General features: G+C 44.4%; 11 protein-coding genes. 3 read left to right on the top strand and 8 right to left on the bottom strand.

The annotated features are described in order from the left end of the window. Positions 1–42: 42 nt before the first annotated feature. The 3 genes from F7Y48_RS10195 to yccS form a co-directional block, all read right to left on the bottom strand. The gene (locus F7Y48_RS10195) at positions 43–345 is read right to left on the bottom strand and encodes a hypothetical protein (protein ID WP_005396673.1); all 303 of its coding nucleotides are present in this window, start codon (positions 343–345) and stop codon (positions 43–45) included. A gap of 80 nt (positions 346–425) precedes the next feature. Then, positions 426–656 carry a hypothetical protein gene (locus tag F7Y48_RS10190; protein WP_041853076.1) on the bottom strand — a complete coding sequence of 77 codons (231 nt, stop codon included), beginning with the start codon at positions 654–656 and terminating at the stop codon, positions 426–428. Positions 657–840: 184 nt separating this feature from the next. Further along, complete coding sequence (gene yccS, locus F7Y48_RS10185; protein ID WP_005396670.1) at positions 841–2,994, bottom strand: YccS family putative transporter; 2,154 nt, start codon at positions 2,992–2,994, stop codon at positions 841–843. Between the two features lie 323 nt (positions 2,995–3,317). Between yccS and helD the strand changes: the two genes are divergently transcribed. Further along, on the top strand, positions 3,318–5,387 hold the full coding sequence (helD, locus tag F7Y48_RS10180; RefSeq protein ID WP_150916766.1) for a DNA helicase IV: 2,070 nt from the start codon (positions 3,318–3,320) through the stop codon (positions 5,385–5,387). 77 nt (positions 5,388–5,464) lie between these two features. Here helD and F7Y48_RS10175 read toward each other — a convergent pair whose 3' ends face one another. Together F7Y48_RS10175 and torT are read right to left on the bottom strand one after the other, a co-directional pair. Continuing rightward, complete coding sequence (locus F7Y48_RS10175; RefSeq protein WP_005376571.1) at positions 5,465–5,920, bottom strand: methylglyoxal synthase; 456 nt, start codon at positions 5,918–5,920, stop codon at positions 5,465–5,467. 64 nt (positions 5,921–5,984) lie between these two features. After that, positions 5,985–7,034 (bottom strand): TMAO reductase system periplasmic protein TorT, encoded by a 1,050-nt coding sequence (torT, locus tag F7Y48_RS10170; RefSeq protein ID WP_258508648.1) that lies wholly within the window; start codon positions 7,032–7,034, stop codon positions 5,985–5,987. Positions 7,035–7,077: 43 nt separating this feature from the next. Here torT and torS point away from each other — a divergent pair, with 43 nt between their 5' ends. Further along, positions 7,078–10,041, top strand: a complete 2,964-nt coding sequence (gene torS / locus F7Y48_RS10165) for a TMAO reductase system sensor histidine kinase/response regulator TorS (RefSeq protein ID WP_258508457.1) — start codon at positions 7,078–7,080, stop codon at positions 10,039–10,041. Between the two features lie 49 nt (positions 10,042–10,090). Here torS and F7Y48_RS10160 read toward each other — a convergent pair whose 3' ends face one another. From F7Y48_RS10160 to F7Y48_RS10150, 3 genes are all read right to left on the bottom strand, one after another. Further along, complete coding sequence (locus F7Y48_RS10160) at positions 10,091–10,282, bottom strand: hypothetical protein (protein ID WP_005376565.1); 192 nt, start codon at positions 10,280–10,282, stop codon at positions 10,091–10,093. An 18-nt stretch (positions 10,283–10,300) separates the two neighbouring features. Further along, positions 10,301–12,655: a fatty acid cis/trans isomerase gene (locus F7Y48_RS10155; RefSeq protein ID WP_258508453.1), complete on the bottom strand. Its 2,355-nt coding sequence runs from the start codon at positions 12,653–12,655 to the stop codon at positions 10,301–10,303. 89 nt (positions 12,656–12,744) lie between these two features. After that, positions 12,745–13,116 (bottom strand): winged helix-turn-helix domain-containing protein, encoded by a 372-nt coding sequence (locus F7Y48_RS10150; protein ID WP_227483998.1) that lies wholly within the window; start codon positions 13,114–13,116, stop codon positions 12,745–12,747. Between the two features lie 330 nt (positions 13,117–13,446). Between F7Y48_RS10150 and F7Y48_RS10145 the strand changes: the two genes are divergently transcribed. Continuing rightward, positions 13,447–14,994 carry an arylsulfatase gene (locus tag F7Y48_RS10145; RefSeq protein WP_085344631.1) on the top strand — a complete coding sequence of 516 codons (1,548 nt, stop codon included), beginning with the start codon at positions 13,447–13,449 and terminating at the stop codon, positions 14,992–14,994. The last annotated feature ends 81 nt before the right edge of the window (positions 14,995–15,075 follow it).

The following is a 15,075-nucleotide window of genomic DNA, read 5'->3' as shown; positions in this document are numbered from 1 at the left end:
GCTTGTTACGGATTTGTAGTGACAGGTCGGAACTAAGAAGTTTTAGACGTGAATATCGAGTAAGCTGCCAATGACTTCATTGTTTTTCTCAATGACGGACGCACCCACTCGGTTGTAACCTGCAGCTTGCGTAAGGTTGATGAGTGATTCAACTTTTTGAGAGGGGAGGCTAGGAGTTGAAGCGGTTATTGCGACATCTGCCACTTTAGCCAAATCGATGTTGTGAGAAGCGATCTCTTCTTTCACTTTACCTAAATTATCATTAATGCCATGCGCGGCTTTTTCAGCCATCTGCTGTGACATCTGAACAATTTGGTGCCCAGATTGAATTCCTGATACAGGCATATCACCACTCCCAATACTATGCTAATGAGAGCATAGGTGGAGTTTATAAAACGTTCAAGTGTTTTATATCAATGATTTGATTAAGCAAACAGTTTAGAAAGCATTTCTCGCTCTTCAACAGAAAGTACTGGGTTTTGCGTTTTGTTTAACTTTACGCTTATCTCACCCTGTAATGATTTCAACTGACTCGCCGTTAAATCGCTGAGCTTTTGTTTAAGTTCATTAAATTGTTGTGCGTTCATCTCAATACCCTCGTTGTAATTCGGTTTATCCTTCATTTCCCGAAATTCTTCGTCCTTTGGATACAACATATTTATTCAACCTAGATAGATTAGAATTTGATCGATTGCTTTTTGTCCGAATATTGTCAAGGTGCGTTAAGTGATACGTCAGATTTTTCCTATGAAGGTACATAATTACCCACTTTGGGGTAGATAGAAAAGTAGAAAGAAAAAAGGAAGCGACAATCCGCTTCCCTTTTCTATCCGTGTGTTACTAGTTAACCCTCACTGCAAACTTACTGGCGAGTGAATGTAGCTCTGGGAGCATGCGATAGATAAGGTGAAGTTGCTGCAATACCATGCGAGCGGAACTATCATCTTCATCTCGCCACTCATTTAAGCGTTGCTCAAGTCCGGCGTCGTCAATATTAGATAAATCGCACTCTTCGCAATGCTGGTGAAGCTGTTTATGGAGAACGTCTAAATGCTGATGAATACAGCGGTGCGCATCTAAAACGAGCTTATGAATTGACTCATCTTCAATGCGAGTTCGGTGCGCACCAAGAGCAGAAATATAGTTCAGCATTGCGTGATTTAACGTTAAGAAGCGGAAGCTCTCATCAACGGCAGCACGATATTTACCAGGTTCCGCAAGCATTGTACTTATGGCAGAAGAAAGTGAGGCATCACTGTTATGGGCCTGACGACGAGCAATGCGATAGCTCAAGTTGTCCTTTTTACCAATTCGATACTGACCAATGATCTGATCGAGATACTGTTTGTTAGCATCTATCGCATCCGACATGACTTTGTGCAGCCTTCTCGATTGCCAATCTGGCAAAATAACCAGTACGGCTCCTACAGCAAGCACACACCCGATGAGGGTATCGGCCAGTCGAGGAAGCACAACCGCGTAACCTTCACCTAACTGGTTGAATAAGAAGAGGACCAGTAGTGTGATAAAACCAGTTGCATATCCGTAATTGTTCATCCGAAAGGCGAAAAACATCACGCCAGAAATAACGATGAATACTAACTGGCTTTCTTGAGAAGGGAAGAAAGTCAGTAATGGTACGCCAATTAACAAACCGGCTAATGTGCCTATGACTCGCGCTGTCAGCTTTTGACGCGTTGCACTGTAGTTTGGCTGACACACGAAGAGAGTGGTTAAGAGTATCCAGTAACCTCGGTCGATGTTGAATACTTGAATGATTCCATAACCAATCGTCAAGGCAATCGACATACGCAATGCGTGTCGAAACAGCATCGAATCTTTGTGTAAATTCGCGGATATACGCTGCCACATGGCTTTTAATGTGTGCGGGTTAGTATCGGCGAGCGTATCTTCCTCTAGGCCCTCAACATCTGGGTTGTTAATGTTATTCAGTTGCTTTTCTACCGTCGCTAAGTTATTGAATAAATATGTTAACTGCATTAGCAGACGTTTCCAGTGTCCTTGCTTTTGTTCTTCTAAGTAAGCAAGTGAATTTTGCACTTCAGCTAAGGCCAAGATGGACTGATCGGTATGTGAGTATTCATTCCCTAGCTGAATCGCTAATGCAATATCACGACACGCTTGGGCTTGAGATTCCAAAAGATATTTAAAGCGAAACAGCACATCAGAACGTTCAAATTCAGTTGCTAAATCTTGATAGCGGTAATGGCTAGAGCTGACTCGTTCGTGGATGTCTTGAGCGATGAAGTAGATATTTAAGAATCGGTCACTAGGGCCATCAATGTGGCCGCGTTTCGAGCGGTTTAGTAATGTGGCTTTGCAAGCGTTTAGCGCCATCACCGTCGCTGCGTTGCACTTTGCGGCTTCAATCCGAAGTGGCTGTGGCGTTAGGTTGGTGACAGGGTGAAAAAGCTTGGCTTTCGCATCGAGATAATTTGCCATTTGGAAGAACACATTGGCTAAGCTTTGTTGCACAGGCTGAAGAGGCCAAAATATCTGCCAAATCATCGACATGAAGTAATACCAAGCCGCACCAGTTAAAAGCAGCAGTGGCTGAAACCAAATGTTGGTACTCTCATGTGCGCCAAGCATGGTGTAAATGGCGATCAGCAAAGAGCCAAAAGCAATGCTCGCATATTTAGGACCTATCGCCCCAAGAATGATAAAACCAAAGGTTGAGATAAATAACCCTAATGCAAATGCCCAAGGGGTGTCGAACAAGATTTCAATTGAGAAAGCGGCGAGCGCAAAACAGAGAAAGGTCAGAATCAGCGCTTTGATGCGCCCAGTGAAGCTGTCATCACTCTCTGCCAAAGCAGCAGCAATAACGCCCAATATTAGCGGCGTGATCAGCGTATTTTGCTCGAAGTACCAAGTCGGGATAACCACACCCAGTAAGGTGATTAGGATAAGAACGCTGTAATTTATGGTCTTGTTTGCCCAATAGAGCCGAAATTTAGAAGTTGCTTGCACAATGCGCCTTATGTTTCCGATGAAGAACGGGGGAATACTACCAAAACCACTATAGCGCGTTTATGATTTACTTTAAGAAAAATTCGTTGTTGCTGATAAAATCAACAGGGATGTCATTGACTTATACTAAAGCAGCCATGCAATGTGTCTATAATTGTAAAGTCAGCTTCAAATAGAATGAGCTTTAGGTTACTAAATCGACAGTAATGTGAATTTTATTAAAGAATAAAAGAAGATGCTTACTTAGGTGCTCGCCATTGCTACAATTTGGCGCCTTAAAATGATATAAATCGACAACTTCTAAATTAAAAGGCGCACGTTTCATGCAGCTCACTGCCACTAGCAAAGCACAGTTTTTTATTCAAAATGAGTACCATCACGTCGAAATAAAAGAGAACAGTGTTTTATTAAGCTCAATAGGCAGTGAAGAACATATTCCTTTTACGATCTGGAATGGCAAAGTTAGCGTAAAGCGTGGGTTGTTATGGAGCTCTTTGCAGTTTTTTGCTCATGAGCACGAAGGCAAACAACAAAGCTGGCTAGTACAAGGGCTACCGTGGCCACAATGCCGTAAGTTTGCTCTTGAAGCTGTTCGTCAGTATCAAGAATGGCACAATACTCAGTGCCGAAAACTGGCTGAGTATCTACCTAAGTGGGAAGAAGAGCTCTACAAACTTAAGCATCTTCCTGCCTATCTATCACACTCTCAAGTGGTCTCCTGGGTGGAAAGTCTTAACCAAGAGTTAAGCGAAATGAAAACCACTCTAGAAGAAGCCAAAATGCGGATGCCGAATCGCATGGCGGAAATCGAACCTTGGCTTATTGATACGTCTGCGACGCTTGGTGAGCGTAATCGTGATTGGCTTGAGGAAGAACGTCCGAATTGGGAAGTGCTGTTTAATCGCATAGAATCTTCGCCTTTAAACTTATCCCAGCAATATGCGGTGTTGCTCAACGATGATCACAACTTAGTCCTTGCTGGCGCTGGCTCTGGCAAAACCAGTGTTTTAACGGCTCGAGTTGCATACTTGTTGCAAAGCCACCAGGCTCAAGCAGAAGAGTTGCTTATGCTGGCTTTCGGTCGTGATGCCGCGACTGAAATGAAAGAGCGTTTAGTGGATAAAGTAGGCATGGCCGCAGACGGTGTGCGTGTGAATACGTTCCATCAACTAGGCTTATATATACTCAATCAAGTTGAGCAACAGCCTGTTGAGATCAGTCCGTTGGCGTTAGATGACAACCAGCGAACAGCATGGTGTGTAGATTGGCTGAAAAAGCATTGGATGACGCCTACTAACTTTAAACGTTGGCAAAAACATTTAGACAAATGGCCGATTGCCTATTTAAAAGGGGACGATGAGTTAGGAAGTCACTCAGAAAACCCAAAACTGATCGCGTGGCTAGACTCTCAGTTGTCTCACTTAGCTGCGGTAGGGCTAACCAAAAAGCAAGTGCAAGAAAAGTTGGTAAATCACCAAGACTATACTCGTTTAAACAGCGAACTCGCCTTGTGTTGGCCATGTTTTACTGCGTGGCAGAAAATGCTTAAAGAAAGCAATCAAGTGGATTTCCCTACCATGATCAGTCGTGCGACAGATTATGTAAATAAAGGGAAATTTGTATCCCCATGGCGCTTCATTATGGTCGATGAGTACCAAGATATCTCTCCAGACCGTTTAGCTCTGATTGAAGCACTGTGCGAATCTACACCGAAACAAGCGGGTGCGACGTTGTTTGCGGTTGGTGATGACTGGCAGGCCATCTATCAGTTTGCTGGTGCGGACGTCGATCTTATCACTGGGTTTAAAGAGCGCTTTGCTCACTCTACCGTTCATCATCTAGATACGACTTATCGTTTCAACAATCAGATTGGTGATGTGGCAAACACTTTTGTTCAGCAAAACCCATCGCAATTGCCGAAAACACTAAATAGCCACAAGCAACGTAAGCAGAAGAGTGTGCATACCGCACCGAGCAACCAAGTTGAAAAGATCTTGGATCAATTGAATCAACAAGCCAAGCAAACCAAGTCAGTCTTATTGTTAGGACGTAATCATTATCATAAGCCCGACTTGTATGACGATTGGTTGCGACGTTTTCCTAATCTCGATATTCGTTTTATGACTTGCCATGCGAGTAAAGGGCGAGAGGCTGATTTTGTCATTATTCTTTCTGTGGATGAGGGGCAATTCCCTGCGAAGAAGAAGCAAATTCACATTGATGGCGCATTGACCGAGTCTAAAGACAAATTCCCTCACGCAGAAGAGCGCAGGCTGTTTTACGTGGCGATTACGCGTGCGAAAGAGAAAGTTTGGATTACGCACACTGGCGCTGGGTCCGCATTTGTTCAAGAGCTCGTCAATGGTGATTATCCGATCATCACTTCGCGTTGAAGGCTGAGTTCTGAATTTTAGAAATAATAAAGGCGATACTCAGTATCGCCTTTACGTTATTCGGTTGGCATCAAAGCTTACATGCGTTCAGCAAGATACGCTTCGTAATCCGGTACTTCAATATCCACTTCTTGCTCAAGAAGAGGGGAGTTAAACAAGAACTTAGCGGTGGCTCGGTTCGTTGCCACAGGAATATTCCAAACGCTAGCAATACGAAGAAGCGCTTTAACGTCTGGGTCGTGAGGTACGGCGTTTAGCGGATCCCAGAAGAAAACGAGAACGTCGATCTTACCTTCTGAAATGAGCGCGCCAAGTTGTTGGTCACCGCCCATTGGGCCACTGATCATGCTCTTAATCGCCAGTCCAGTTTCTTTGCTCAACATGTGTCCGGTTGTGCCTGTCGCGTAAAGAAAGTGACTCTGCAGTTTTTCTTTGTTTTCTTTTACCCAGCGAAGTAGCTCAGGTTTGCAGTTGTCATGGGCAACCAAAGCCACATGTTTGTGGGTTGGCATGGTACGAATGGTTTTTTGCATCAAGATGTTTCCGTTTGTATGATTTTAAAATTGTTGTTATTCAATAGAACACGTTTTTTGTCTTTCAATCAACAGCCTTAACACGGAATGTCGGCCTATATTCTGACGGAGATAACGATTCTTCGATCGTATCGTCATGAAGTGTCTTCGGAGTCAGTGGTTTGATCGTTGGGGAGGCATGTTTATCATACTCTTTGCCCCTTAAGTAATGCGCTGCTTGCATGACGGAAAGCCTGCCTTGCTGTACCATTTTATCTGTTGGTGCGAAGAGCACTTTGTTACGCAATAGTCCTCGGTAAACACCATGACTTAAGTACACCGAAACCAAACCGATCTCCTCAGCTTTGCCTGCGCTACGCAGTTCACTGATAGCGGCTTCAATCGCAACCGCGCTGCCAACAATATAATCTATATTCCCCATATCAATCACACGTTGAACTAGGTTACGCTGTAACTCTTTGTCGTTGTCTGCCCAAAACGAGTCAACGATGTTGATATCACTTCCTTGGATCGCTTCATAAAATCCGGCAGTCACGGGCTTCGTGCCTCCACGAGTACGCGGCCCCAAAAGTAAGGCAATGTTTGTTTTTCCTGATCCCTTTGGATGGCGAGCAGCGAGATATTTTCCTGCTTCGTATCCCATCCAGTGCCAGTCAACACCGACCGTACCTTTTAACAGCTCATTTTGCTCTTCATCCAGATCGAGTTGGTTCACAGTAGCAAAGACAGGAATGTTTCCGACCCAATTCTTAAGCGAATGTTCATAGGCTTGTGGGTCCACGGTCCCAAGGACAATCGCATCTGCTCCCCATTGGCTGCACAGTGCGAGTTGTTGCTCTTGACGCGTTTTGTTTGGGTAGCCACCCGCTTCAAGGACTCTCAGCTCGACGCCTTCTTTTTTCGCTTCGGACACCATTCCATAGTTTACTGATAACCAGTATGAATCCTTTAGGTGAGGGTAAATGGCACATACTTTTTCTGCTGCAACCACTGGTAAAGAAGCGACAAGGGCTAATGTGACTGCAGAATGTTTGAAAATTGTGCGAAATGCGTGTTGATTTTTAACCATGAAATGAAGTTCGTTGGCATAGATTAAGTAAACACTGCAAAATATAACGTAATATGTCGCTGAACACGAACATTAAGGTCATGAAAATATGTTGCTAGCAACCGCAAGCATCGGTCGTAAACTCTTGTTGTCTTTCATTGCGATGGCAATGCTGGTTATGTTATCGGCACTTATTGGTGTGTCTGGATTTTCTTTAGTTGCCAAGACGGAAAGAAATGTCGTGGATTCTGCAATTCCCGCCATGATTGAAGCGAGGCAAGTCTCTGAGTTGAGTACTCGCATCATTTCGTCTGTACAACTGTTATCAAACGCAAGAAACGAGCAGGAAAGAAAAGAGTCTGGGCGTGTGCTTTTCGAACAGCTCGAATCATTGCTTACTCATATCAAAGAGCTGGGGAGTGAGTCGTTTGATTCTCAATTGCTAGAAGATCTCGAGAATAACGTCCAGAACGTTATCGACAACTTGGCAGAACTTGGTGTTTCGGTTGAAAGAAAGCTGTGGCTGGCAAAAGAGATTGATACTCGTGTCGAAGAGATGCGCTTACTGAGTGAAGAGTTGGAACAGCTAACTCGCACGCAAGTTCAGAACACGAGCACCATTGCCGTTGCTAACGTCACACATATCTATGACTTATTAGAATCGAATAAAAAATCGCAAGTTTATCAGGCACTAGATGCGCTGGTGGAAGTGGATCTAGATCTGACAGAGCGATTGCATGAGCTGCACTTATTGGCTTTTAAAATGCTGAATCAAATTGAAGAGGCTCGCACATTAACCAATATTGAGCGAATCCAGCAGGTGCAAAGTGATTTTGAAAGTAATCTCAAAATCATGAAGCGCCGTGTTCTTGCCGTAGAAGATCCCACTCGCTCTAAACAAATGAGCCAACTACTAACAGAGCTCGGTAAGCGTCAGGTCGTGTTCACTATTTTGATGCAGCAGTATGAGAATAACGAACAATCTCAACAACTGATGCAAAAGACACTGGAATTGTTTTCGGAGCTGAATGGTACCGTAAACAAATTGGTTGATGATTCAAACAAAACAACAACCGTCGCTGTGGATGAATTGACGAGCACGCTGAAATTCGCTCAGTGGTCTCTAACGGTGATTTCAATTGTTGGTTTGATTGTGTTGGTGCTGATTTTATGGCGTGTTGTATACCTTTCTGTGGTTAAGCGATTGGCAGAGTACTCTGCTGCGCTGCTTTCTGTGGCGCAGGGTAACTTAGCCGTCGAGCTGGAGGTAAAAGGCAAAGATGAGCTAGCGCATATGGGGCAAGCTATCATCACGGCTCGAAATACAGCGCAAGCGCTAAAAGTGGTCGCAGAGGGAGAAGCTCAAGCCAAGCGAGAGCTCGAAGAGCACAAAGAGCATTTGGAAGAGCTCGTTGAGCAACGCACTTCGCAGTTAAAACAAGCTAACCGCCGTTTGAATGAAGAGGTTTTGAATCACGCGAAAGCTCGTAAGCAAGCAGAGCAAGCGAGTCGAGCTAAATCAGCATTCTTGGCGACCATGAGCCATGAGATCAGAACGCCGATGAATGGGGTGCTCGGAACGGCACGTCTGTTGATTGACTCCGGCCTCAATCCTATTCAAAAGCGTTATGCGGAAATCATCAACCGAAGTGGTAAAACGTTGCTCGCGATTCTGAATGATGTGCTGGACTACTCCAAGATTGAAGCAGGGCATTTAGAGATTCGCCACATGGGCTTCGATTTACACCAAATGGTTGAAGACACTTTCCAGTTAATGAACAGCCGAGCTCAAGAGAAGAAGCTGTTGTTTTCCTATCATATTGAAAGTGATGTAAGTCGCTATTGGAAAGGGGATGTCACCAGAATCAGTCAGGTGCTGAACAACCTTGTCGGAAACGCGATTAAATTTACTGACGAAGGTGAAATTGATATCTACGTTAGCCTCAACCCAGAGGATGAGTCGCAAGTCCTATTTGAAGTATCAGACACCGGGATAGGTATTGCCAAAAAAGATCAGAAAACGTTGTTTGATGCCTTCACGCAAGCCGAAGGTGGGATGAGTCAAACTGGAGGAACGGGGCTTGGCTTGGCCATCAGTAAACGAATCATTGAAGCGATGGGCGGTATTTTAGAAGTCGATTCTGAAGAAGGAGATGGCAGTCGATTCTGGTTTTCCATTCCATTAGAGGAAAGTGAGCCTGTTGAAACCGGTGCAGTGGCAACCGCGCGCTGCAAAGTGAAAGCGAAAGTCTTGTTGGTAGAAGACAATGAAGTAAACCGAGTGGTTGCGGAAGGCTTTTTAGAAAGCATGGGCCACCAGGTCGTGATGGCAGAAAACGGCTCACAGGCAGAGCAACTGATCAGCACGCAGGATTTTGATATCGCTTTAGTCGACATCAACTTGCCAGACTGTGATGGAACCGAGTTAATCCAACGTTTGAAACAAATTGAATGTAACAAACCAGCCAATAAAGCCCTTGCTGCTACGCCTATGATCGCAGTGTCTGCACACGTTTTTGCCGAAGAAGTTGAGCGCTATTTAGCTGCAGGTTTTGACGGGTATTTACCTAAACCATTGGCAAAAGAAGCCCTAGCGGCATTGATTCAGGATGCGCTGGATGGAAAACCGTTGTTGTTGCCACAAAATGCCGACTGTACCCCGTTTGATCAAACTTCGCCTCAAGAACAAGCGATACAATCAAAGGTTATTCAAGTCCCTAAAACAGAGGAATCAGATGTGGTCATCATTAACCCGAGCGTGATTGAGTCCGATATGAAAATCTTGGGCAGAGAGAAGATGTTGCACATCATTAATCTGTTTAGAACGACCAGTGCCGATGTACTAAGCAAGCTGCAAGCGTCTGCTGGTGGTAATGACAGTAAAGAAGTGAAGAACCTTGCTCACAAACTAAAAGGCAGCGCAGGGAGTTTAGGGCTTACGGCATTAATGAACTCTTGCCAAGCAATTGAAGCTGCGCCTCAACCTTTAGATACCTACATGGCGACTAAAGATCAATTGGTGTCTCAAGTGTCTGAATCAATTCAAGCTCTTGATGAGTTGATGGCGAAGTAAATCAATTGCATCCCAAAAACAAAAACCTCCGGCAAGCCGGAGGTTTTTTCTATTCGGTCATGTCATCTTCCCACTCGAATCGAGTGTCTAGGGCATAAGGGTCGTCATCAAAAGGATGCTCCACTTTGCCACGCAAGTATTCGAGTTGATGCTCAAGCATGTTGACCGTTTCGTAGTCTCCCTCAGAACAAGCAACGTAAATCTGTTGTTCAAGAGCGGCAATGTTATCTCGGATACCCATGAGAACCCCCTTAAATCATCATCGATTCTCAAAACGATTATAGTCAAGTAATCCAAATTCGATCGGTTGTTTTGTACGGTACCAATTGTGCAGACGATCGCTAAACGGCCAGAATTTTTCTGAGCTTCTGCGAATCGCAAAATTATCCAACAACTTAACGTAATCGGATTCATTTTGGATGGCACTAAATTGATCGACAAATTCTTTTACTTGATTTTCGTTGATCGAGAAAAATGCCGCTGGGTAGCTTCCCACAATGCCACGTACGATGGTCATATCATCGTTAGCAAAGTCGCGGTTGCTTTCTTCATCAAACAAGCTAGAAATATTCGTGTGCGCATTATTGTGAAGTAGGGTGAATAACTCATCTTTTCCAGGCTGGCTTCTCACCATAAGCATGGTGATTTGCGGAATGGTTTTCAGGCCTTCTCCACGAACTTGGCCAATACGTTGGAGCTGTTTTTCACTTTGAGCAGAAAGCTCAGTATCTTTAACCTCGTAGCGCGGAAGAAGAACATCTGAAACTCGTTCTCTAAGCAACTCGACTAACTCTGTTTTTGGATCGTCAGTTTTGTACTCGACGCTGGTTGGTTGGTTAAATGGCTTCACGTTACGTTGTAAAAAGTCACTTAACTGTGGACTTTGATCTTTATACCAGCTTGATTGCAGTTCATGACGCATATCGGTTGGTAGCAACGAGATAAAGTTACTTTCGCCTTCCAGACGCAAAAAGTCCATGAACATTCGTGTCATGAGTTGGTGGCCGAAGTTGCCGTACACATCAAACCCAGCAACGAGCAAATAGTGGATGCGTTCTAGTAACGCGTAGTCAAGAATCCATACCGTTTTCGGCTGCTCGCCAACTAACCCTTGTACGACTGACGCGCTGTCAAAGTGGCGGAAAATCGTTAATGCCGCATTGTGGTTGGTGCCATTACCGTCCCAAATTACGTCGGTGGATAGGTTTTCGCCTTCCTTAAACCAGTTATTGGTAAATTCAGACTTGGCTTCTAGGTAGCGAGCTTGCTGACGCGCGTATTTAACCCAGTTGGTAACAGGCAGCGTGTTGCTTTCCTGCTCTGCTGGCAGTCTTAGGTTATCAGCCTGAGAGCGGTAAAACTCATTTACTTCAGGGATATCTGCTTTATCTGGATCTAGAAAGAATATCCAAAAGCGATCATTGATAACATTCAGTGCAAGTTGGCCACGACAAACAGGCCCTTTAATGTAAGCCATGATCGTGTTTTGCGCATTGTCCAACATAAACTTGAAGCGTGATTTAACCGGAAGATCGATAAATGATGTCATCGGGTTTGCAGCAACTTCAGGTTCATAACTCGGTAGTTGATTAACCGTGTAATCAGCATCGATAAACCATGTGTTCCAGTTTTCAATACGTTGCTTGTTTAACGCGAACGGCATGTGTGTTTTATCTACAATCGTCCCTTGTTCTGGAATAATTCGATAAAACACGCGCTCAACCCCGGGATCATCGTATGGGCGACGTGTTGAAATACGTTTTACTGGTTGCCCCGGTGGAGTAGAAGAACGAACTAACGTAAAGAATCGAGGGTCTTCAGTGAGTTCTGAAAAGTAGAGGTGAGACAAAAACAAATGCTCGTAAATATAGCGCGCCATCAGTTGATTTTTTAGATCAGCGCGATTGAGCAAAGTTTCATACTTGTCGATTTGAGCTTGCTCTTGCTCACTAATTGGTTGGTGAACGTTCATTATCGCGCCGTTTTCCAGCCAAGTCATCAGTGTGTGGTATTCACTGTTTGATAGGTTTGGCATACCAAAAGGCATTCCCCAGGTTGGGTTATCTTTTTCGTACTGTTCGTACTCTTCAATTGTTGGACAGGTTTGTTCTCGATCTATCGAAAAATCAAAACCTTCTAACTGGACTTGGTCAGGCAGCGGGTGGCGTTCTTTTTGTTGTAGCAAACGTGCAATGAGGCCTGCATCAATGTTGGCCGCCATGCTCTGATCACGTTCGTTAAGTACCGGATGAAAACCCGCATCGCGCCACTCTTGGGTTGTTTCTGCATCTTCGAATAAGCGTGTTGGCGCGGCGGCAGTAAGTCGTGTTCCTTCATATACCAGTGCTTTGCTCGCGCCACGGTCAATACCCTCAACGGAAGAAAGCTTAAGCTGACATGGTGCATCGTAGCACGCATGACAGACGACACAGCGGTTATCCATAATGGGTTTGACTTCGCTTTGGAAGAAGTTTGCTTGAGGTGTAGCTACGTCCGCCGTACGTTCACGAACGAGCTGTGGACCAAACAGTTGGTCATAGTTAAGGCCCGCATAGGTTGCACAGCCAGCAAACAATGTAGCAATGCAAAGTATAAAAATTAAGCGCAAATTCATTGAGTTATTTTACGTGATTAGAATTTGCATTAATTAAAGCAAAATAAGCGGTCAATTACCAAAAGTTGGAGCAATTCGCCGCGATTTCTTTACTTTTTCGCATGCTTAAATACATAACCTTGTCGATGAACGGTCTGAATTCGATCCGCGTTAATCCCTTCGCTAACCAGTCGTTTTCTTATTCTACTAATGTGCATATCGAGTGCGCGGTCATGCTCTGAGAACGTGCGCTTCAGTACCGTTTCATAAAGGAAAGGTTTGCTAAGCACTTGATCTTGATAATGAGTCAGAGTACGGAGCAGCTCGAATTGAACGCTTGTAAGCTGAACTAACTTTTTGTCTGGCGGACGATTTATCATCACAGTATGGCTGTGCTTATCCAGTACGAGCTCATATTCATTATTGAGACCGTTATCGGAAGCTGCCGTCTTAGGAGCAGACGAAAGGGTAGACTCAAACATATTGGCATTTTAATTATTAATGATAGTAAAAACCATTATCATTAATGTTGGCGTGAAATCAATGCTGTATTTTATTTGTAATGCAATATGTCGGAGTCATATCAAAATTCTGATATGGAAGAAATAACTCTACGACGGAAAGAGCACCAATTTAAATCGCCAAATCAATAAGTACTACCACAATTTCTAAAGCAAATAATCAGCTACTTTGGGGACTAGAGCAGCTTTTAATGTATCTAAAGTTCTTATTTCTAAGATTCGCTTATCCACTATTTCTAGACTATACATTCTGTTGCAGGAAGCTCTTTTCTAATACACACAGAGGTTTATATGACAGCGAAATATGGCGTAAAACGTCGATTAGCGATTCTTGCCGCCGCCTTAATTGGCGCGACAAGTAGCAGTATCGCGGCAGAGAAACCTAACATTCTCGTCATTTGGGGTGATGATATTGGCCAGTCCAATCTCAGTGCGTACACCTTTGGCTTGATGGGATACAAAACACCAAACATCGACAGCATCGCGAAAGAGGGCATGATGTTCACGGATTACTACGGTGAACAATCGTGTACTGCGGGTCGCTCCACCTTTATTACTGGCCAGACTGTGCTCAGAACGGGTCTAAGTAAAGTGGGACTTCCTGGTGCCGATTTGGGCTTGCAACCTGAAGATGTGACGATTGCAGAGCTTCTAAAGCCCATGGGTTATATGACAGGTCAGTTTGGTAAAAACCATTTGGGAGACAAAGACGAACATCTCCCTACTAACCACGGCTTCGATGAGTTTTTTGGTAACCTTTACCACCTGAACGCTGAGGAAGAACCGGAGAACGTCGATTACCCTAAAGATCCTGAGTTCCGTAAGAAGTTTGGCCCACGCGGTGTGATTCGCTCTTACGCTGACGGCAAAATTGAAGATACAGGGCCTCTGACTCGTAAGCGTATGGAAACTGTCGATCAAGAGACGTTAGATGCGGCACTCGACTTCATGGATCGTGCTGTAAAAGCGAAAAAACCATTTTTTGTTTGGTGGAATTCGACTCGTATGCATTATCGAACTCATGTAAGTGAAAAGAACTCAGGGGTAACAGGCATCAGTACTTACGCTGATGGGATGGTGGAGCACGATAACCACGTTGGTCAACTACTGAAAAAAGTGGATGATTTAGGCATTAAAGACGACACCATCGTCTTCTACTCAACCGATAATGGCCCACACATGAACTCGTGGCCCGATGCGGGTACAACGCCATTCCGTGGCGAGAAAAATACCAACTGGGAAGGTGCGTACCGTGTTCCTGCAATGGTACGTTGGCCGGGCAAAATTAAAGCGGGTTCTGTCTCGAATGACATCATGCACCACATGGACTGGATGCCGACTTTGGTAGCTGCCGCTGGTGATGACAACATCAAAGAGAAGCTGCTAAAGGGTTATAGTGCTGGTGGCGAAAAATTCAAAGTTCATCTCGACGGCTATAACTTCCTGCCATACCTCACTGGTAATGAAGAGAAAGCACCGCGTGAAGAGATATTTTACTTTACTGACGATGGTGATTTGAGTTCGATCCGATACAACAATTGGAAAATCGTCTTTTTGGAGCAGCGTGCAAAAGGCACATTACTCGTTTGGGCTGAACCTTTTACACCATTAAGGGTACCAAAAATCTTTAATTTGCGCATGGACCCTTATGAAGTTGCGGATGTTACCTCCAACACGTATTACGATTGGATGATGGATAGGGCATACATGTTAGTGCCAGCACAAGCGTACGTGAGTAAGTTCCTAGAAACCTTCAAAGAGTTCCCGCCAAGGCAAAAAGCAGCAAGCTTCTCGCTCGATCAGGTGATGGAGAAATTAAAAGAGAACCCAAATAAGTAGGCTAGTGCTACGTAAGCAATACGATGCAACCATATAGAAAAGAGGCTCATATGAGCCTCTTTTTTCCGTCTAATAAAAGCT

This window comes from Vibrio sp. 2-1-2a (assembly GCF_032648565.1).
GTDB lineage: Bacteria > Pseudomonadota > Gammaproteobacteria > Enterobacterales > Vibrionaceae > Vibrio > Vibrio diabolicus.
The sequence above is the reverse complement of the archived record's forward strand: the minus strand, read 5'-3'. Positions and strand labels throughout refer to the sequence as shown.

Bases quoted from the DNA above. Each gene is read 5' to 3' on its own strand.
- F7Y48_RS10195 (WP_005396673.1), bottom strand. From the start codon at position 345: ATGCCTGTATCAGGAATTCAATCTGGGCACCAAATTGTTCAGATGTCA.
- F7Y48_RS10190 (WP_041853076.1), bottom strand. From the start codon at position 656: ATGTTGTATCCAAAGGACGAAGAATTTCGGGAAATGAAGGATAAACCG.
- helD (WP_150916766.1), top strand. From the start codon at position 3,318: ATGCAGCTCACTGCCACTAGCAAAGCACAGTTTTTTATTCAAAATGAG.
- F7Y48_RS10175 (WP_005376571.1), bottom strand. From the start codon at position 5,920: ATGCAAAAAACCATTCGTACCATGCCAACCCACAAACATGTGGCTTTG.
- torS (WP_258508457.1), top strand. From the start codon at position 7,078: ATGTTGCTAGCAACCGCAAGCATCGGTCGTAAACTCTTGTTGTCTTTC.
- F7Y48_RS10160 (WP_005376565.1), bottom strand. From the start codon at position 10,282: ATGGGTATCCGAGATAACATTGCCGCTCTTGAACAACAGATTTACGTT.
- F7Y48_RS10155 (WP_258508453.1), bottom strand. From the start codon at position 12,655: ATGAATTTGCGCTTAATTTTTATACTTTGCATTGCTACATTGTTTGCT.
- F7Y48_RS10150 (WP_227483998.1), bottom strand. From the start codon at position 13,116: ATGTTTGAGTCTACCCTTTCGTCTGCTCCTAAGACGGCAGCTTCCGAT.
- F7Y48_RS10145 (WP_085344631.1), top strand. From the start codon at position 13,447: ATGACAGCGAAATATGGCGTAAAACGTCGATTAGCGATTCTTGCCGCC.